Source organism: Synergistota bacterium (genome assembly GCA_025060595.1).
Lineage (GTDB): Bacteria > Synergistota > GBS-1 > GBS-1 > GBS-1 > 42-11.
Map to the genome: position 1 here is coordinate 32,166 of JANXBX010000012.1, position 19,694 is coordinate 51,859.

At 42.1% G+C, this 19,694-nt stretch carries 20 protein-coding genes and 1 other RNA gene; 12 read left to right on the forward strand and 9 right to left on the reverse strand.

The window, feature by feature from the left end:
- Positions 1-45: 45 nt before the first annotated feature.
- The 4 genes from NZ900_08060 to NZ900_08075 are packed head-to-tail and all read right to left on the reverse strand — an operon-like array spanning position 46 to position 2,160.
- Positions 46-384: a hypothetical protein gene (locus NZ900_08060; protein ID MCS7234036.1), complete on the reverse strand. Its 339-nt coding sequence runs from the start codon at positions 382-384 to the stop codon at positions 46-48.
- 15 nt (positions 385-399) lie between these two features.
- The gene (locus tag NZ900_08065; GenBank protein MCS7234037.1) at positions 400-606 is read right to left on the reverse strand and encodes a hypothetical protein; all 207 of its coding nucleotides are present in this window, start codon (positions 604-606) and stop codon (positions 400-402) included.
- Between the two features lie 22 nt (positions 607-628).
- Positions 629-1,843: a 4Fe-4S binding protein gene (locus NZ900_08070; protein ID MCS7234038.1), complete on the reverse strand. Its 1,215-nt coding sequence runs from the start codon at positions 1,841-1,843 to the stop codon at positions 629-631.
- Positions 1,840-2,160 (reverse strand): cupin domain-containing protein, encoded by a 321-nt coding sequence (locus NZ900_08075; protein MCS7234039.1) that lies wholly within the window; start codon positions 2,158-2,160, stop codon positions 1,840-1,842. Before NZ900_08075 ends, NZ900_08070 begins: the two co-directional genes overlap by 4 nt.
- A 293-nt stretch (positions 2,161-2,453) precedes the next feature.
- Between NZ900_08075 and NZ900_08080 the strand changes: the two genes are divergently transcribed.
- Positions 2,454-3,812 carry a hypothetical protein gene (locus NZ900_08080; GenBank protein MCS7234040.1) on the forward strand — a complete coding sequence of 453 codons (1,359 nt, stop codon included), beginning with the start codon at positions 2,454-2,456 and terminating at the stop codon, positions 3,810-3,812.
- Positions 3,813-3,833: 21 nt separating this feature from the next.
- Here NZ900_08080 and ssrA read toward each other — a convergent pair.
- Both ssrA and smpB read right to left on the reverse strand, forming a co-directional pair.
- Positions 3,834-4,184: a transfer-messenger RNA gene (ssrA, locus tag NZ900_08085) on the reverse strand.
- Position 4,185: 1 nt separating this feature from the next.
- Positions 4,186-4,632, reverse strand: a complete 447-nt coding sequence (smpB, locus tag NZ900_08090) for an SsrA-binding protein SmpB (GenBank protein ID MCS7234041.1) — start codon at positions 4,630-4,632, stop codon at positions 4,186-4,188.
- Between the two features lie 179 nt (positions 4,633-4,811).
- On the opposite strand from smpB, the gene NZ900_08095 reads away from it, so the two are divergent.
- From NZ900_08095 to NZ900_08105, 3 genes are all read left to right on the forward strand, one after another.
- Entirely contained in the window at positions 4,812-5,366 is a 555-nt protein-coding gene (locus NZ900_08095) for a ribonuclease H-like domain-containing protein (protein ID MCS7234042.1), read from the forward strand.
- 63 nt (positions 5,367-5,429) lie between these two features.
- A complete protein-coding gene (locus tag NZ900_08100) occupies positions 5,430-6,800 on the forward strand; it encodes a sodium:solute symporter family protein (protein MCS7234043.1) in 1,371 nt (456 codons plus the stop codon).
- A gap of 5 nt (positions 6,801-6,805) precedes the next feature.
- Positions 6,806-7,957, forward strand: a complete 1,152-nt coding sequence (locus tag NZ900_08105) for a Xaa-Pro peptidase family protein (GenBank protein ID MCS7234044.1) — start codon at positions 6,806-6,808, stop codon at positions 7,955-7,957.
- Here the strand turns inward: NZ900_08105 and NZ900_08110 are convergent.
- The 3 genes from NZ900_08110 to NZ900_08120 form a co-directional block, all read right to left on the reverse strand.
- Positions 7,954-8,496: a hypothetical protein gene (locus NZ900_08110; protein MCS7234045.1), complete on the reverse strand. Its 543-nt coding sequence runs from the start codon at positions 8,494-8,496 to the stop codon at positions 7,954-7,956. The two genes, NZ900_08105 and NZ900_08110, sit on opposite strands and share 4 nt — an antisense overlap.
- Before the next feature lie 49 nt (positions 8,497-8,545).
- The gene (locus NZ900_08115) at positions 8,546-8,908 is read right to left on the reverse strand and encodes a hypothetical protein (GenBank protein MCS7234046.1); all 363 of its coding nucleotides are present in this window, start codon (positions 8,906-8,908) and stop codon (positions 8,546-8,548) included.
- Positions 8,909-9,112: 204 nt separating this feature from the next.
- On the reverse strand, positions 9,113-11,104 hold the full coding sequence (locus NZ900_08120) for a methyl-accepting chemotaxis protein (GenBank protein MCS7234047.1): 1,992 nt from the start codon (positions 11,102-11,104) through the stop codon (positions 9,113-9,115).
- 198 nt (positions 11,105-11,302) lie between these two features.
- Between NZ900_08120 and dapF the strand changes: the two genes are divergently transcribed.
- The 8 genes from dapF to pyrF all read left to right on the forward strand — a co-directional run bounded on the left by dapF (position 11,303) and on the right by pyrF (position 19,690).
- A complete protein-coding gene (dapF, locus tag NZ900_08125; GenBank protein ID MCS7234048.1) occupies positions 11,303-12,142 on the forward strand; it encodes a diaminopimelate epimerase in 840 nt (279 codons plus the stop codon).
- Positions 12,143-12,145: 3 nt separating this feature from the next.
- Positions 12,146-13,312, forward strand: coding sequence for an amidohydrolase (locus NZ900_08130; GenBank protein ID MCS7234049.1), 1,167 nt, complete (start codon positions 12,146-12,148; stop codon positions 13,310-13,312).
- Between the two features lie 7 nt (positions 13,313-13,319).
- Positions 13,320-14,831, forward strand: a complete 1,512-nt coding sequence (locus tag NZ900_08135; protein ID MCS7234050.1) for an amino acid permease — start codon at positions 13,320-13,322, stop codon at positions 14,829-14,831.
- Between the two features lie 251 nt (positions 14,832-15,082).
- A complete protein-coding gene (locus tag NZ900_08140; GenBank protein ID MCS7234051.1) occupies positions 15,083-16,009 on the forward strand; it encodes an aspartate carbamoyltransferase catalytic subunit in 927 nt (308 codons plus the stop codon).
- Positions 16,009-17,307 carry a dihydroorotase gene (locus tag NZ900_08145; GenBank protein ID MCS7234052.1) on the forward strand — a complete coding sequence of 433 codons (1,299 nt, stop codon included), beginning with the start codon at positions 16,009-16,011 and terminating at the stop codon, positions 17,305-17,307. The genes NZ900_08140 and NZ900_08145 overlap by 1 nt, the downstream gene beginning before the upstream one ends.
- Positions 17,297-18,037, forward strand: a complete 741-nt coding sequence (locus tag NZ900_08150; GenBank protein MCS7234053.1) for a dihydroorotate dehydrogenase — start codon at positions 17,297-17,299, stop codon at positions 18,035-18,037. The genes NZ900_08145 and NZ900_08150 overlap by 11 nt, the downstream gene beginning before the upstream one ends.
- 1 nt (position 18,038) lies before the next feature.
- Complete coding sequence (locus NZ900_08155; GenBank protein ID MCS7234054.1) at positions 18,039-18,959, forward strand: dihydroorotate dehydrogenase; 921 nt, start codon at positions 18,039-18,041, stop codon at positions 18,957-18,959.
- Positions 18,959-19,690 (forward strand): orotidine-5'-phosphate decarboxylase, encoded by a 732-nt coding sequence (gene pyrF / locus NZ900_08160; protein MCS7234055.1) that lies wholly within the window; start codon positions 18,959-18,961, stop codon positions 19,688-19,690. The genes NZ900_08155 and pyrF overlap by 1 nt, the downstream gene beginning before the upstream one ends.
- Positions 19,691-19,694: the final 4 nt, after the last annotated feature.

Sequence of the window (19,694 nt, forward strand, 5' to 3'; positions counted from 1 at the left end):
AACAGAAGGAAAAGGCTGTAGCATGCCTTCTTAGGGAATTAGGCTTTACTTAATCTCTATCTCCTTAGTTAACCTTCCCCATTTGTTGCAAACTGCCTCTACAGTTATCTTGAAGGGCCTCTTAATATCCTTTAGCGGGATATCAATTGTATGCTCGTCTTTTGAGCTTTGCTCCTTAAAGCTTCCTTCGAAAATCACCTTTTCTCCGGAAATGACTTTAACCGAGCTTATATAGTGATCTAAAGGGTTTGCGACCTGATGCTTTACAATTAAGGTTATTGAGTTATCCTTTATCGATACATCTATAGAGGATGGAGGGTGAGCCATTGCCGCACTTGAAGCGAATAAGATTAAGATAAACATCAAAAGTGATTTTATCTTCACCTTTAAATTCCCCTTTCATCTTAGAAAGATATAGTAAAGTATAGCATGATTTATCGCTGAAAGCAAGGCTAGGATTCCTGCGATCTTGTGGATCTTAAAAAGGGCTTTATGAGTGAATCTCTTGCTTAACCACGGTTTGAATAGCACCGTGAACGTAGCTAAAATCATCGAGCAGATAGAGACTAATCCGGAGATAAGAAATATATTTACTATTAGTTCCACCTTGTATTTCACCTCCTGAGTATTACATAAGATCTATGCTTGATCTCTTACATGTTTTTGTGCACTCTAAGCAGGCTATGCACTCTGAGTTGTCTATCTTAGGTCTTTTGGAGTTGATCTCGCAGATTATAGCTCCCATGGGGCAGACTCCCTCTCTAGTGCAAGAGCCACACTCTGAACATGAATCCTTATAAAGCTTGATTTTAAAATAAGATAGAGCTCCAGCTATCTTAAGTATCGCTCCAAAGGGGCATGCATATCTGCAGAAGGGCCTGCTTATAATTAGGGAGATGACGAGAGTGATTATCAGTATAGCTATAGCCAGAGGTGTTCCTGTGAAATTGAAGAGCACCTTAAAGGGCTCATATTGGGAAAATATATTGGTTGAGCTTCTCCATGTGAGATAGCCGACCCCTATAAGTATGGCGAACTTAAGCCACTTAAGAGGCCTATCTATATAGGGAGGCAGTCCTTGATAACATCTCATGGGAACCTGAGCCTTATGTATTAACTCTTGAGCCCCTCCAAGAGGACATATCCATCCGCAGAAAACCCTTCCCCATAGAAGGGATATGCCAAGAGGTATGGCGAAAAGTATCAAAGCTGGCAGGAACATAGCCTGATTTCTAGAGAGAAAGAAGAAGGGCGTTCCAACCGGTTCGGGACATCCTCCAAGGTAAAACCCCAGAAAGGTTAAGCTTAAAAGGAGTAAAGGTTTTCTATAAGAGCTTAATTTTAATAGAAACGCTATGACTCCTATCGCAAAAAAGGTATACCACAATTTTAGGTTTATAGGTTCTATTACTTGGCTCATGCTTAAGGTTCTAGATGATGATTGGGGTAATGTTTCCTTACTTTCTTTTGTTGTTCCTGCAGTAGATAAGTCCTTTATTATCTTGCCTTTGGCTTCTACGGTTATAAGACCTTCCCTGGGACAGCTTCTTTCTACCCTTACGGTCGCGTCGCCTTCTTTGTCAAACCTTACCTTAAAGTCAAGCTTATCTGGGTTACCCTTTTTCCACGTTCCAGGATCAACGATGGTCCCTCTGGAAACCGTTATTTTGGTTTCCTCTATAGGTAGAGTACAGCTTCTGTGAGTGAGATATCTTTCCAGGTTAAAGTTCAAGGTTTCGCCGACTTTCGCCTCAAAGGTAGAAGGGGAGATTTTAAGTATACATGCTGAGGCTGTCCCTGCAAAGGTTAAAGCTAAGGCTATTGATAAAGCTAAGGTTTTCAAGATCTTATCATTACAAGAAGCATCTTAAATCTCTCTTCAGCTTTGACAGAGTGGGGTTTGTTGGCTGGCATTATTATCATCTCACCAGCGCTCAAGGAGAAGGGTTTCCCTTCAATTTTTATCGTTGCCCTTCCCTCAAGCAAGAAGACCATAGCATCGAAAGGTGCCATATGTTCGCTTAGTCCTTGTCCCTTATCGAAGGCAAATAAAGTGACCGTTCCTGCCTTTTTATCTACTAAAGTTCTACTTACGATAGAGTTGCTTTGGTAATCAACCAATTCAAGGAGCTTAGCCTTTTCTACTGATAGTTCGCTCATCTTTACTCCTGGTCATCTAAGCTGTGTGAAAGCGCACGCCTTAGATGGCTGGGGTATTTTTAGTCCGCCATATCCAAGGCTTTCCAGCCCCCAGCAGGCGGTATTTGGAAAGCCTTCATTTCCTTGCCTTATGATTCGGTATCCTCAAATAGTTAAACTTAGGGGCATTGTGCATTGTTTTAATATCTAAATATTCCTTCATGCTTGATAAGCTTTCAAGGTATATTATATCCTATTAATCTCCACCCTATTATTCTGCTAAAGCTTTGCCTCATGGTTTTTTAATAACAGATATGAAAAGCTTTATTTTAATTAGGGCAGTTTCTACTTCGGATATGAATAAGGCATTAGGAATGCTAATCTCAGAAGGTAAAGCTATTTCATATGGTGGATATGCAGGCTCAGCTTATAAAGTTTATAATAGCGGGGTTGTAGTTTATACCGAGGGACTTTACTATCCTTACTATTTATTGGATCCTAACATTCAAATGTTCCTATACAATACAAGGCTTCCTGGTCCCTATAAGAGAGTTAGTTTCTTAGTTAGTGGAGCTAACTCGGTACTTGATGTCTCTGTTTTTATTCCTCATAATTTAAGCCAAATTGAAAAGGCTGCTCTCTTTAGGGTATTAAGTAGTATAACTTTTTTACCACCTGAGCAAAGATTGGCTTGGAATTACGGACAGATAATAGATCCGGAAGCTGGAATTCAAGCTGCCTTGATACCTATTCCTGCCGGTTTTTCTGTTCAAGGGGGTGTGTTAGATCAGGGAACTAAAAGAATGTTTACATATAATATAGCTAGAGGAGGAGAATTTATAAGGGTAGACTTTGTAGATGTTGTCACAAATATGCTTCAAAGCAACTTTGGTAGTAACTTCTTTTCAGTGCTTACGATAAATGGTCAAAGGTATAGCTTAGATACACCTGTATACTTAAGGAACTTTAAAGAAGTGGTTGATTTTTTGATTTACCTTTGGGGGTATGAAACTGGAGAAAGCTGGCAGATGTTAGAATATAGAGAAATAGAAGATAATCCTTTCTTTAAAGAGTTAGGTGCATCGGCAGGTAGGCCATCAATTCCTCTTCCTCCACATGCTCAAAATTTTTCTATAAAGGGGTATGTTATCGCAAAATCTTCTTCTGGTAAGGAAAGAATGGCTTTTATTAGTGGTGCCGGTGTATATTCTTATAGGCCTGATTATCTGGTGGCTAGCGCCGATTGTTTTGTTAACATTAGTGCAGAGGTAGTTCAAGCTGAGCCAGGTAGATTACTAGCTATGCTTAACTTGCGTAAAGGGATAAACGCTGCTTTAGTGATAAATCCTGATTGGAGCCTTTTCGCTTTAGAGAAGTTTACTAGAGAAAATAAATATCTGAACGCTTTCGTTAGAGAGATGCATAGGAAATCTCAGGAGTTTAATTCTTGGATGAGTAGAGCGTGGACAAATCTTTTAAGCGATCAAACTTACGTTAGAGATCCTTCCACTGGAGAGGTTTTTAAGGTTTATAAGAGGTCTTGGGAAACTGGAGAGTTTTGGAAAGATCCAACAACAGGTGAGATTCTTTTTGCTGATAGGGAGGGAGCCTTAAGCGATTTGCTTGGTAGAGAGGGATGGAAAAAGCTCGAGGAGTCAGTAGGTGGATTTTAAAGCCGTAATTTTAATAAAAAATGGTGGAGGCGGCGGGATTTGAACCCGCGTCCGACATATGATGATGCCGGAGCAGCTACGAGCATAGCCCTTGTTTTGCTCTCCCTTTAAAGGCTCCCAAGGGCAGGATCCTTTAAAGGCAAGCCCCGATTCTTTTCTCCATAAAAGGCGGGGCGACCTTCTATGGAAGAGCCGCTTGCCTTTCACCCCTTTAGCCTTAGCGGCATCAGGCTAAAAGGATGGGCTGCTTAATTAAGCAGCCATTGCATAACCATAGTCGGCATTTATTTTTCTTCCCGTTGTTTTACGAGGATACGGGACCTCGGCTCGCTCTCCGCGCACGCCCATATGCCGTCGAAACCGTTCGCCCCCATTACCTATACTTAAGCGCCCTTTCAAGCTCTCTTCTTAAATCCTTTTCCGCTATCGCTTTTCTCTTATCGTGAAGCTTTTTACCCTTCGCTAAGGCAAGCTCGATCTTAGCTTTGCCTCTATCATTTATATATAACTTTAATGGTATTAATGTCAAGCCCCTTTCATTAACTTTTCCAATCAGCCTCACTATTTCCTTTTTGTGTAAAAGTAGCTTTCTAGGACGCAAAGGATCATGATTAAAGAAGGAAGCCTTATCATAAGGAGAGATATGCATATCGTAAAGCCACAGCTCTCCCTCTTTAACCTTAGCGTAGCTATCTTTTAAGTTTACTCTTCCATCTCTTATGGATTTTATCTCGCTTCCCTGAAGGACTATCCCCGCTTCGTATGTTTCAAGTATTTCATAGTCGTGAAAGGCCTTCTTATTCTGGGCTATTATCTTCATGGCAAAAAGATTGTATCATAAAGGTCAGAAAAAGTCAAATCAGCTTAAGTCTGATTTGCAAGGGGAGAGTTTATTCTTTAGGGCTTGAAACCTGCTATCTTAAAGTGTATATTCTTATCAAGATAAGTTAAAAAAAAGCTTCAGGAAAGCTAGTGTGATAGGCTTGGGGGTAGGTGAAGGTGGTCTTCGTTTCTAAGAAAACGGAAGATATTTTTGTTGTAGAATATCCATTTTATAATGCCTATCTTGATATAGAGACCACTGGTTTAAGCCCTCTTTACGCTGAGATAACGGTTGTAGGTATATACCTTGAAGGGTATAAGGATAAGATAGTTCAGCTTATAGGTGAGGGAATTACCTACTTTAATTTAATTTCTGCCTTAAGAGGGGTAAAGAATATATATACCTATAACGGTTCAAGGTTCGATCTTATATTTATAAAAGAAAGATTGGGTATAGATATCAATGCCATTTTTAATCACTGCGACTTGATGTATCTATGCTGGAGGGGAAATCTTTATGGCGGTCTTAAGGCTGTGGAGAGGAAGCTTGGAATAGAAAGAAAGCTTAAGGATGTAAATGGAGAGAGTGCTATAGTTTTGTGGGAAAGATATAGGAAATTTGGTGATTTCCAGTCTCTCAAGCTTCTTCTTGAGTACAATAAGGAGGATGTTTGCAATTTAAAGATTTTAAAGAAAAAACTGGAAGAGATTTTCAAAAAAACTGGTACTTAAGATTTCTTTATTTTTTCTTTTTATAGTATAATTTAATAAAATGGAACAAGGAGGTGTTAAGTTATGTCTTTAGCGTTTTTAGTTATAGTGATTTATCTATTAGCGGTAATTCTATTGAGTATTTATTTTACTAAATATGTTAAAACATCGGAGGATTTCACCGTTGCTGGAAGAAGCCTGCCCGGCATTATATTAGCTGGGACCTTTATGGCTACATGGATGGGCTCGGGAACAGTTGTGGGTGGTACTAACTCCTTAGCTTATAGGCATGGTCCATGGGTGGCCATAATTTTTGGTATGGCTGCTCCTATTGGTATAGTGATACTTTATCTTTTGTCGAAGAAGATTCATGAGCTTAAGATGCAGACTGTTCCTGATGTCCTTGAGTATAAGTATGGGGAGGCAGCGAGAGTCATAGGTAGCTTAATAATTATTCTTGCCTATGTGGGGATAACTTCTTATCAATATAGTGGAATAGGTTTCGTCTTAAACGCTACGCTAGGTATTCCTACTAAGATCGGCACCTTGATAGGTGCTATTGTAGTTATTGGTTCAGCCGTTTTAGGAGGTCTTTATTCTGTTGCTTATACTGATTTTATGAGCGCTTGCATAATGCTTTTAGGTTTAGCTATAGGGATACCTGTTGCCATATCTGGAGCTGGAGGTTGGGCTGCCGTAGCATCTAAGCTTCCTCCAGAGCATTTAAAGCTTGGAGGGCTTTCTGCCTTGTCTATAATGGGTTACTTCTTCCCTTTGTTTTTCCTGATCCTGGGTGACCAAAACATGTATCAGAGATTTTTTGCTGCTAAGGATCCGAAGGCCGCAAAATGGGGAGCAATAGGCTGGTTTTTTGGGGTAGTAGTAGTTATGCCTCTTGTTGCTTATGGAGCTACGACCTCAAGAGCTCTTTTCCCCAATCTTAATCCTGGGATGGCCTTAATAAGGCTTTCCTCTGATGCGATGCCTCCTATTATAGGGGCCCTATGCCTTGCAGCGATATCTGCGTTTATAATCACTACGGGTAACTCGTATCTTCTTTCAAGCGCGGTTAACCTCGGTTGGGATATATATGCTAGGGTTATAAGGAGAAGCGCAACTGATGAGAGTCGTTTAGCTGTGACAAGATGGGGAGTTATAATCTTGGGGGTTCTGGCTTATGTACTTATAACTTACTTCCCAACGGTCCTTTCGGTTCAGATGTATGCTTATACCATGTATGGAGCTTCTATAACGCCTGCCCTACTTGCTGCTGTTTTGTGGCCTAATGTTAAACCATCAGCTGGGATATCTTCCATGGTAGTAGGTGCTATTGTCACGCTTGCTTGGGAGCTTTCAGGTAAGCCTTATGGCCTAGCAAGCGTTATAGTTGCGGCTCCAGCGGCTATAGTGACTCTATTTTTAGTCAATATAATTTTGCTAATGAGAAAGGAGTGATCTTATTGAAGAGTATTCCCTTAAGGGTAAAAAAGCTAAGGGAGCGTATATTTAAGGAAGGACTTGATTTTGCGCTAATTTTGAATCCTTTAAATCAGTATTATTATAGTGGGTTTTATGCTTTAATTTATAGTCGTCCGATACTTCTTGTTATATCTCATGATGAGAGCAATCTGATAGTTCCATGTCTTGAGGAGCTTCATGCGAAAGAGGATGCTAAGGTAGATCATTTACACGTTTATTATGAACATCCTGAAAAGGCATCTGAGGGAATAAGTCCTTTTGAAGCACTGAAAAAGATCATATCCAAGAAGGGATGGAGAAGGGTCGGGGTTGAGAAGGATTCCCTGCCGCTTTCTCTGTTTGAGCTTTTGAAAGATGCTGGGATAGTTGAGTTTAAGGATATCGCTCCCTTTATAGCTAAGGAAAGGCTTATAAAGGATGAAGAGGAGCTTGAGCTTATTCGTCAGGCTGGTAAATTGGTTAGCTTAGGTGTGGTAGAGAGCTTGAAGGCGATCAGGGAGGGCTTAACTGAGGTAGAGGTAGATGGAATAGGAGGCTTAGCTTTACTTAAGTATGCAGGAGAAAACTATCCAGGGCGTAGGGTTGAGCTTTTCGTTATGTCTCCATCAGGAAGGGAAAGGAGCGCTTTACCACATGTTTTCTCGATAGCAAGGAAGCTTAAGAAGGGGGATATAATAATTCACAGCCGTCAAATTGCCTTGGATGGTTATAGGGCGGAGTGTGAGAGAACAGTCTTTTTGGGTGAGCCTACCGAGAAAGATAAGGAGTATTTCAAGATCATGCTTGAGTCTCAAAGGGCAGCGATCGAGGCTGTTAAGCCTGGAGCTAAGTGCAAAGATGTGGATAAGGCCGCTCGAAACGTAATAGTTAAAGCGAGACTTGGCGATTATGCGATTCATAGGACCGGACATGGCCTGGGATTAAGCGCTCACGAGGGGCCTTATCTTAGATTTGATGCCGAAGATACCCTTGAAGCTGGTATGGTCGTTAGTATAGAGCCTGGCTTTTACATCCCTGGGGTTGGAGGCTTCAGACACTCTGATACGGTTGTGGTAACGCCCCAGGGCCATGAGGTTATAACTCAGGCTCCTAGTGAGCTTGAAGAGTGTATCAAAAGTTGTATGCCTTTTTAAAATTTATTGTTTGAAAAATGGTAACCGTATCTTTCTATCCAATTTCCTATAAGCTTAGTCCATCTTCCTGAAAGGAGTATAAATCTCCCGTTATTGAGTTTTAGGATCTGAGTTATATCCTTATAGGAGATTTTCTTTTTTCTGAGATTTCTTATCCATTCAGCAAGTTCATAGGTATCGCTTTTTTCCTTGCTTCCGAGCGTTCTTATTACACCATTGTGGGCTAATATTACCTTTGCCCAACCTTCTAGGGAGGTGAGCTCCTCACCCTCTATAGGGAAAGGATGTGTCAGCTCGGGTTTTATTCCCCCACTGGTTCCATATCTTAAGTGAATAAGAAGCCTATGATCCCTCAAGTTGAGTTTCTGGTTAAGCTCATATAGCTTTTTGATTAGTTCATCAAAGCTCATTAACCCCTTGATGAAGTATACCCTATCTTTTAGAGGTACCGCTATACCGGCTCCATGGGGATTGGCGTTCCAACATCTAGTTAATATCTCTTGAGGCGGGATATCTTTCTCCCTTTCCTTATAAATCATTACACACATAAATATAACTGGTCTTTAACCTCCCAAGATCAAGATCCCTTTACCACAACTTATTTACATGCCAGAAGCTTCCTAACTTGTAAATTTCAAAATGGCTTCCTAAGCCGTAGTCAATATAGTATCTGTTTCCTAAGCGGTAGGCTACGGAGCTTAAGCCGTTATCCCAGTAAGAATGATATTGGTTTCCTAATTTGTAGGTAACGCTTCTTAAACCATTACTGTAATCGGTATAGATGGTTCTTCCAATTTTATATGTTACGGCGCTTAAGCCATCATCCCAGTCCGTGAAAAGCCTGTTTCCCAATAAATAACTTCTTAAAGTTAAGCCATCATCGTATGTGTAATAATATCTGTTTCCTAACCAGTACCCTACGCCTCCAAGAGCGCAACTCGAGACGATCAAGGAGAATAGGAAAGCCGCTACGCTTACGATTGTTACTCTTTTCATCACTATCTGTCTCCTTTTGTGATTTTATTTTCTAAATCATACTTCTTTAGCGCTTTTCAGTCAAGGCTGTTTAAGTAATATTTTATTAGAAATATCAACTATTGTATTGGGGTGCTAAAGCGCATTATCTATAGTTTGGCTTTTACTTTCAGGTATTACCTAAACTGGCCTTATAGCTTTAGAGGTGGATGTTTTAAAGAAAGATAGAGCCTTTTCTAAGGATGTGGCTAACTTTGCGAGATCATCCGCTTCCTTAGATAGTATCTCAGAGTGGGATGCTATGCCTTCTATAGCCTTCGATGTGCTATTTATGTTCTCACTTATTTTTATAACATCTTTAGCTATCTGATCTGTAGCGGCGGCCATCTCTTGAGTTGAAGCTGATTGTTCTTGAGCTGCAGAGGCTATATTTTGCACAGCATCGTTAAGCTCTTTCATCTTTTCTATGATTTTGTTCATCTCGGAAGCCATATCTGAGATGCTTTTTGATGATGTTAGGATATCAGAGACTGATTTTCTTATGGCTGATGCAGCTATCTCGGACTCTTTGGAAAGGGTTCCTATCACATGTGATATTTCTTTTGCTGCCCTCGCTGATTCCTCGGCTAACTTTCTTACCTCTTCAGCTACTACAGCAAACCCTCTTCCGAGTTCGCCAGCTCTAGCTGCCTCTATAGCAGCATTTAATGCCAAAAGGTTAGTCTGGTCTGCGATCGATGTAATGGTTGATACAAATCCAGTGACCTTCTGAATCGAAGATACCAGGCGTTCGATTATCTTCAGGCTCTCTTCCGCTTCTTTTGATACATGAGATAGGTTAGTCGCGTTCTGAGATAACTCCTTAGATGCCTTATTTGCGATTTCAAGCGTTAGTGTAGCTACTTCTGCAGCGCTACTTGCTGATTTTGCGGCGGTTTGCGCTCCAGCAGCCACCTCCTCTATTCCAGCGTTAGTTTCCTCTATTGAGGCAGAATTGCTTTCAGCGAGTGCAGATATTTCTTGAATTGTTGCTGTTATGCTTTGTATCTGCGAATTGACGTTGTTTATAGCTGAGAAGATCTTTTCTGATGCTGATGCGACTTTATCTGCAGTTAAGGTAGAGGAGGAGATTATATCCTTTATTCTCTCTATAACGGAAGAGAGCTTTTTCCCTATAAGCGAAAATTCGTCACTGCTTGAGCTATCTATTCCAAGGGATAGCTCTCCCTGAGAGAGCTTATCCATTGCGTCTTCTAACTGAGAGAGCCTCCTTTTGATATTTCTTCCTATAAGAAGACTTATGGTTAATATTATTAAGACTATGATAGAGGAGATCGCTATTTGTAAGGTAAGGGACCTATCTATGCGAGATATGATCTCTGAGATGTTTACTCTCTCAAAAACCGCTGCGAAGGTTTTCCCCTCAAAATCCTTTATTGGAGCCGCTATATAAGCAAAGTTACCCTCTATGAATCTCTGGGGATTTCCCTTAAGAAGGTCTTCGATGTTGTAAAGTTTGGTGAAGTCTTCAAGATCTGGCCTAGACTTCGTAATTACATCGACCCTGTTTCCCTTTTCATCCAAGAATATCTTAACTATCACGTCACCTTTGAATTTTTTCGCAAAGCCCTCTGTTATATTAACGTTGGCCTCTAGGCTTCCCACGTATTTCCCATCGTAAAATACAGGTGCTATATACCTTATCTGCGGTCCTACCGCACCAACGCTTATGGAAGTTGTTGGCTGTTTTGTCTTTATAACATGAAGGATATCGCTTCTTATAGCCTTAAGGTCATCTCCGTATCTTTTAAGGTTTGATGTTCTTAAGAAGGATATGCAGTCCTCTGTGTGGAAGTGAAGTTGAGAGAAGTCGTAGTTTTTATTATATAGCTCGTGGAAGGGCATTACGAGCTCTATTAATCTATCTCTATTTCTTTCTGCAAAGGCTTTGATAATTTCTTTATCCTTAAGCAATGTCTCTACAACAATACTAGCTTTATCTTGCTCTGTCTTGATCATCTTTAATATATCTTCGTATACCACATTGGCGTAAAGCCTCTTCCAGCTATCGTTTATTTCTTTACTTAAGAATAAACTCGTTGATACTGTGATAATGGCAGTTATGGCTATGGCTAAAGGTACCCATATCGAAAGCCAACTCCTTATTCTCAAGTTTTTCCACCTCCTCAGAGTGCATAATGAATTCTTTTAAATCTAAAAATTATTATAAGCTTTTACAGATTTTCTTTCAAGAGAAAGTTCGCTTTAAAGGCTTGATTAAATGTTGTGGTATCTGAGGTTTTATATTGACATATTTCCTCTTTTGTTTGATACTCTTTATATGGAAATCTTTTGAAAGGGGGTTAATAGATGGAGATTCCCTTTTATAAGATGAACGGCGCTGGTAATGACTTTATAGTTATAGACAATAGGGATGGGGTAATGAATGGAGTTAATGTGACAGAGTTCGTTGCGTTGGTTTGTAGGAGAAGAAAGTCAATAGGTGCTGACGGCTTGATGCTTCTTGAAAGGTCTAATATCGCTGATTTTAAGATGAGGTATTTTAACTCCGATGGAAGTGAGGGGGAGATGTGCGGGAATGGGGCTCGCTGTATAGCTAAGTTTGCCTATCTTTTGGGGGTTTCAGGTAGAGATATGAGGTTTGAAACCCTGTCTGGAGTTTGTGAGGCTAAGATAGTTGGAGATGATGTTCGTGTTAAGTTGTTTGATTTAAGCTTAAAGGATGTGTGGTTGGGGAAGAGCCATGACTTTGGTTTTGGGAAGATAGAGTTTCATTTTGCTCAAGTGGGGGTTCCCCATGCTGTTATATATAAGGGAGAAGTGGATAGCATGAGTTATGAGGAGCTTATATCTATGGCCAGAAAGATTAGATATGCTTTCGATATCTTCCACAAGGGGACCAATGTGAATTTCGTTAAGGTGCTCTCAAGTAATGGGATAACGGTTAGGACCTATGAGAGGGGGGTTGAAGATGAAACATGGGCGTGTGGAACCGGGTCTGTGGCCTCTTCTTTAGTTTCCTCTCTTCTTTTTGGAATGAGCCCTCCTATATCAGTTAAGGTTAAGGGTGGTCTTCTTAAGGTTGATTTCAGATTAGAAGGGGATCTTGTAAGAGATGTTTGCTTAGAGGGAGATGCCCGAGTTGTAGCCAAGGGCTATATAATGCCTGATGCCTTAAGGGAGGATTAAATTATGGAAAAGCTGATAATAGGTAAGGCTAAGGAGTTAGAGAAATATATAATAGGGAAAAGGAGGGATTTTCACAGCTATCCTGAACTTAAGTTCGAGGAGTTTAGGACCTCTGAGACTATTGAGGAGGAGCTTAAATCTTTAGGCTTTGAGACCTTTAGAGCTGCCGGAACCGGTGTGATAGGAATTATGGATTGTGGCGGCGTTGAAACTGTGGCCTTAAGGGCTGATATGGATGCTTTGCCTATGCAGGAGGAAAATGATGTGCCCTATAAATCAAGGATCTCAGGTAGGATGCATGCTTGCGGACATGACGGACACATGGCTATGCTGCTTGGAGCGTGTAAGGTGATCTCCGAGATAAGGGATGCCTTTAAGGGGAAGGTCAAGGTTATATTTCAGCCCGCTGAGGAAGGTGGTGGCGGAGCAAAAAATATAGTAGATGAAGGGCACCTAAAAGGCGTAGGAGCTATATTTGGCTTGCATCTTTGGTTTGAGCTTCCATCGGGATTTATCGCTACAAGAAAGGGACCTCTGATGGCCTCTTCTGATGGTTTCTTAATTAAAGTTAGGGGTAGGGGTGGACACGGAGCTACTCCTCATCTTGCTAAAGATCCTACCGCACCTGCTGTTGATATCTATAACGCTATTCAGAAGCTGGTATCAAGGGCAAAGGACCCATTTGCCCCCTTGGCTTTATCCCTTCCCTTTCTTCAGGGAAGCGGCGCATACAACGTTATACCCGATGAGGTTATAATAATGGGGACCTTAAGGACTTTCGATGTTGACCTAAGAAATGAGATAGTCTTTAAGATGGAGAAGATAGTTAAGGGGTACTCGAGCGCTTGGGATTGCGAAGGTATTTTTGAGCTTTCGAGGATGCCCTATCCTCCTGTAGTTAATCATCCTGAGCTTGTTGATATAGTGTTTCGTATAGGAAGGCTCTTAGGACCTGTTATTGAGGCTCCCATGACGATGATCTCCGAGGACTTTTCCTTCTACCTAAGTGAAACTAAGGGGGTTTTTGTCTTTCTCGGGATAAGGAACGATGAGAAGGGTATATCCTATCCTCATCATCATCCTAAGTTTGATATCGATGAGAATGTGTTATGGATGGGGGCAGCTCTTCATGCCCTTTTCGCTTATAACTATTTAAGCTTACGGAGGTGAAATTACTATGTCTTCTGGCGAGCGTAAGCCTCTGGATACTCATGAAATCGATAAGGGAATGGTCCGCGCATTGGGATTAAAGGAGGCGGTTACCATCACCGCTGGAACTGTCATTGGGGTCGGTCTTTTTACGGTAGGTAGTAACGCTGTGGGATGGCTTGGCCCTACTATAATTTTAGCTACGCTAGTTGCCTTTTTGTTAAGCCTTTATCCGTCACTTCTTTATGCTGAGATGGGAGCAGCTTTGCCCTTCGCTGGTGGGACTTATAACTATGCTGCCTTAGGCTTAGGTAGGGTTTGGGGGTTTTTAGCTGCTTGGAACTTCGTTATATCTCTCATAGCTGTGGCGACAGGCGAGGCCCTAGCTTTTAGCAATTACTTTAAGTGGATGCTTGAGGGCTTAGGGGTACCGTTAAACGTCGATGAGAGAATTATAGCAGCGGCTGTTTTAATAATTTTTATCTATATTAACTGGAAAGGTATTGAAAGCGTTGGAAAGTGGCAAAACGCTTTCATGTTTTTCTTTTGGGGTTGTGCTCTAGCCTGGTTTTTAGTTATGCTTAAAGATGTCAAGCTTTCTTACTTTAAGCCTTTTGCTCCCCTTCCTGATACCAAGTTAAGCGAGTTTATACTAGCTACCTCTTTGGTTTGGTGGTGCTTCGCCGGATTTGAGACCGCTGTTGCTATGGGAAGCGAGATTAAGTATCCTCAAGTTAATATACCAAGAGCTATGTTTTTAAGCCCGTTTGTCGTTTTCTGTGTTAATGCTATCTTTCAATGGTTCTTGGTTGGTATAACGCCTCCTAACTCCTTAACTGCTTTAAGGGAAGCCTCTGCTCCTTATGCTGAGGCGATGAAACTTGCAGGCATAGCTGGCCTTCCTCTAGTTTTACTCTGTCTTGGAATAGCCTTTGGAGGAGATATGTCTACGATAAACCCCAGTATAGCTGCCCCGGCACGCTATCTTTATAGGATGTCTGCTGATGGTGTAATACCTGATTGGTTTTCTCGCCTTCATCCTAAATTCCGCACGCCTCATATAGCTATTGCTTTTCTTGGGATAATAATGCTTATTTTGATATCTACTGGTTCCATAATATATGTGGCGACAATAAGCTTGTTTGCCGACCTCTTATATTATGTAATAGGTTTCGCTGCGGCTATAGGGCTTAGAAGGAAAAGACCTGATCTTGAAAGGCCTTATAGAGCCCCTTGGCTTACCTTAGGTTCCATAATATGTATAATCGCCTATATAGTTATGATGACTCAGCTTCCCACCGAAGGGGTCTGGACGGGAGCAATCTGGTGTGGCTTAGGACTCTTAATATACTGGCTTTACTCTAGAGAGGGAGCTTTAAAGGGAGTCTCTCTGGATAAGGTGGTCGTTAAGCTTCCTCCCATGCCCAGCAAGGATGTTAAGGAGCTACTTGATAGGGAGTTTAAGATATGGAAGATAGGAGTAGGTATAGCCTTTTTTGCTGTAATACTTCTTTATATACTTCCTCTTTTTGTGAGATGATTTTTAAAGAAAGTTGGAGAAATAAAGATATAGAGCTAGGTATTCTTTAAAATTCCCTGTTTTTCCCTTAAGGATTTCCTTTTTTGTCGGTGGATTAAAGCCCTTCTTAAGGTATAATTTAATGCTTGATGAGTGGGTGCCGGGCTAAAGGTGTAATTACGACCGCGGCTAATCTGAATAGGATAGGGGGCTTGCCCCGGGAAGAGGGCAAGCCCCCTATTTTTTATGCCTTGAAGGAGGGTGAGATGGTAATGGAGTGGAGGCATAAGCATCTTTTTGATATTGATGATTGGAGTCGAGAGGATATTGAAAGCGTTTTAAATCTTGCAAGCGAATTTGAAAGAAGGTTAGACAGTAAGGAGAGCCTTCCATCCCTTAAGGGAAGGACATTGGTTAACTTTTTTCTTGAGAGCTCAACGCGAACAAGGGTTTCTTTTGAGATAGCGGCTAAGCTCTTAGGTATAAATGTGATGAATTGGGCGACAGCCTCATCGAGCATGGCAGTTAAGGGTGAGAGCTTAAAGGATACGGTTTGGACCTTGGAATCAATGGGAGTTGACATGATAGTTATAAGAAGCTCTTGGGTTGGAGCTCCTCAGTATATCGCGCGGAAGGCAAGGAGAGCAAGAGTGATAAACGCAGGTGATGGGACTCATGCCCATCCTACACAAGCTCTTTTGGATATATACACTGCTTGGAAAAGATTTGGAAGCCTTGAAGGAAAGAGGGTTCTAATAGCTGGAGATATAGTTCAAAGTAGGGTTGCTCGGAGCGACATAATAGGCTTTAAGAAAATGGGAGCTTATGTTTTCGTTTCTGGGCCAAGAAACATGGTTCCTCTTCATCTTGATGCCTTAGGTGTTAGCTATGAGCCGGACTTTATTAAAGCGGTTAAGGAAGCGGATGTAATATACCTTTTAAGAGTTCAAAAGGAACGATGGAAGGCAAGTGCTATACCCTCGGATTATGAGTATCATATGAACTTTGGTTGTAGAGAGGAAGTATTGAAGGAAGCCAAGCCTGAAGCTATAGTTATGCATCCTGGACCGATAAATAGGGGAGTGGAGCTTTCCTCAGAAGTTGCTGATGGACCGCAAAGCCTGATTCTAGAACAGGTTAGAAACGGCGTTATGGTTAGAACTGCTCTACTTTACCTTTACTTGGGAGGTGAAAGGTAATGATTATCCTCAAGGGAGTTAAGCTTTTTGATGGTGAGAGGTTAAGGGAAGGTCTTTATGATTTGCTGATCGAAGGTAGGATCGTTAAGAGGATAGTTCCCACTGGTAATATGAATATGTTTGAAGGTGCGAAGGTAATAGATCTCAGCGGTAAGATAGCATGCCCTGGCTTTATAGATATTCATGTTCATTTGAGGGAGCCTGGAGGAGAGTGGAGAGAGGAGATAAAAAGCGGGGCGCTAGCGGGAGCATATGGGGGCTTCACAACGATAGTTGCCATGCCTAACACTAATCCTCCTATAGACAGCCCCGAGCTTGTCAGGTTCGTTAAGCTCACGGGTGAAAGGGCTAAGGGAGCTAAAGTTCTTCCGGCAGGAAGCGTCAGCAAGGGGCGCGAGGGTAAAGAGCTTACTGAGATGGCGAGGATGGTAAAAGAGGGAGCGGTTCTATTTACGGAGGATGGCTCGCCTACGGTAAGAACCGATCTTCTGAGGAGTGCGATGCTATATGCTAAGGATCTGGGAGTGAGAATTATGGAGCATCCAGAGGATCCGTACCTTTCCGAGAACGGTCAGATTAATGAGGGAAAGGTTTCCGCAATATCGGGGTTAAAGGGGATTCCTGCAACCTCTGAGCTTATTGATGTGGAGCGATGTATTGCCCTTTCAAGAGAGCTCGACGTCCCAATTCACATAACCCATGTTTCGACGGCCTTGGCAATCAGAGCCATAAGAAAGGCGAAGGAAGAGGGAGTAAAGGTAACATGCGATGTTACGCCTCATCATTTGACTCTCGATGAGAGCAAAATTCTTGAGAGCGGTTATGATTCGGTTTATAAGGTTAGACCACCCCTAAGGAGCTTGGAGGATGTGGAAGCCCTCTGGGATGCTCTGAGGAATGGCGTGATAGACGCTATAGCTACCGACCATGCTCCGTACCATATTGATGAGAAGGACCTTCCCTTTGAGGAGGCGCCCTCTGGTATAGCTTCCCTTGAGTGTGCTGTTGCAGTGGTTTTGGACGCTTGGGAGAAGCGAAATAGGCCGGTTTCTTTAGATAGATTGCTAAGGCTCTTTACATCCGGTCCTTCAAGGGTTTTACCTGAAAGTTATAGAAGCTTAGGCTATCTCAGGGAGGGAGGCTTCGCTGATATAACGGTCATTGATCTTGATAAGGTTTCAAGAGTAGATGTGTCAACCTGGAAAAGCAAAGCTCGTTTAACCCCTTGGAATGGCCTTTCTCTTAAAGGCTGGCCTATTTTGACCATGGTTGAGGGAGAGATTATAAATGATATTTGAATTGGAAGGTTTTGTTGCTAATAAAGTCAAGGTGATGGAGGGGGTATATTATCTTTCAATTGAGTCCCCCTCTATATCCTCTGTAGCCTATCCTGGTCAGTTTGTTCTAATAAGGGTATCTCCTTCTCTGGACCCTCTCTTAAGAAGGCCCTTTTCCATTGCTGGTGTGAAAGATGGATGCGTTGAAGTCCTATTTTCCGTGGTTGGGAGAGGAACGGAGCTTCTCTCAAGGGTTAAGATCGGTGATGTTCTCTCCTTAAGGGGTCCGCTAGGAAAGGGATTTCCAGCCCCCTCTTTTGAGCTTCTTTTGGTTGGTGGAGGCATGGGTGTTGCTCCTCTTCTTTTCGCTCATCAGCGTTATGGAGGTAAGATTGTTTTCGGTGTGAAGGATAAGGTTTATAAGGGCTTATGCGATTGGATTAGGGATAATGTGGGCGATGGTTTATCCCTCTTTTCTGAGGATGGGAGTATAGGGGAAAGGGGAACCGCTTTAGATGGGGCCTTATCTTTAGCTTGTAGTGATGCTGAGGTTTGGGTTTGCGGTCCTGATGCTATGCTTTACGAGGCCTTTAGGGTTTTGAGCGGTAAAGTTAAGAGGCTTTTAGGGAGCTTCGAAAGCAGGATGGCTTGTGGAATAGGAGGCTGTTACGGCTGTAGTATAAGGACCAAAGGCGGTATGAAGAGAGTTTGTTATGATGGACCTGTTTTTGATTTAAGGGAGGTTTTTTAATATGGATGTTTCCTGTGAGGTTGGCGGCCTTAAGTTAAAGTCTCCTTTGATAATATCTTCTGGAGTTTGGCCCTTTGATCCGGATCTTTGGAGATCCCCCTATACACATGGTGTTGGAGCCATATGCACCAAGGGCTTAACCTTACATCCAAGGGATGGAAATCCGGGAATTCGCATATGGGAAGTTCGCGGAGGGTTATTAAACAGCATAGGGCTTGAGAACCCTGGAGTTGGCGGATTTGTTAGAGAATATCTACCTAAGCTTAAGGATAGGGATGTTCCTCTAATAGTAAATCTTTGGGCCGGCAGTTTAGAGGAGCTCAAGCCCTCAATGGAGATTTTAAGGGACTTCGAAAGCGATATAGATGCGATTGAGCTAAATGTATCGTGTCCCAATGTGGGAGAGAAAGATCATATATTAAGGGAAAGGCTTTCAGAGCTAAGTAGCATTTTTAGTTGTGCCCGCCGTCTTTGGAGTGGACCTTTATGGGTTAAGCTTTCTCCGATGTCGCCTCAGGTAATTAGCGAGGCTCTGATTGCTCAAGAGGAGGGGATAAATGCTGTAGTCTTGGCCAATACCTGGCTGGGTATGGCGATAGATGTAAATAGAGAAAAACCCGTGTTTGAGAGGGTTACTGCTGGCCTTTCTGGTCCAGCTATATTTCCGCTAACCTTAAGACTCGTTTGGGAAGTGAAAGAAAGGGTTAGCATAGATGTTATAGGTTGCGGAGGAATTTCAAGCTGGGAGGATGCGGTTTCCATGTTTTTAGCTGGGGCTTCAGCTGTCGAAATAGGGACGATAACCTTTTTAGAGATCGATGCTCCCGCTAAGATCCTTTCGGGAATAGGATCCTATCTTAAAGGTAAGGGCTACGCTTATCTTAAGGAGATAATAGGAAAGGCGAAGGGAGGTAGAGTTTAATGGGTGATTCTCCGTTAATCTTGGCCCTTGACATGGAAAGTCTAGAGGAGATGTGGGGTGTTCTTGATCTTGTTGGAGATAAGGTCAAACAAATAAAGATAGGTCATAGGCTCTTTGCCTTGGGAGGTAGAGATCTTCTAAGAAAGCTGAACGAAAGATGGAGAGTCTTCCTTGACTTTAAGCTTCATGATATACCAAGCGTTGTTTCTTTAGCCGTCAGAACCTTAGCTGATGAGGGAGTATGGGCTTTAACTCTTCATACTGCTGGTGGAAGAAAGATGCTTGAGGAAGCTGTTAAAGAAAGGGAGCGAAGCGGTGGAAAGATGCTTCTTTTAGGAGTTACTATATTGACAAGCTTAAGTAAGGAGGATTGGGAAGAGATCGCACCGGGTTCTTCCTTTGAAAAGGCCCTATTGGCGAGAGTTAAGATATGCTATGAATGTGGATTAAATGGGCTTGTTTGCTCTGCTAAGGATCTCCCTCTTTTTAGGGAAGGCTTTGGTAAGAAGCTTCTTAAGGTTGTCCCTGGGATAAGGATTGATGGTGGGATTGATGATCAGGCGAGAACGGCCACTCCTAAGGAGGCGATTCTTAACGGTGCTGACTTTATAGTAGTTGGAAGAAGTATAACTAAAGCTAAGGATCCGAGAGAGGCTATCGATAGAATAGAAAGGGAGATAGAGGAGGGAAACATGTTGAAAGGCAAGCCACGGTTGCTTTTCCCTGTTTAGCGTT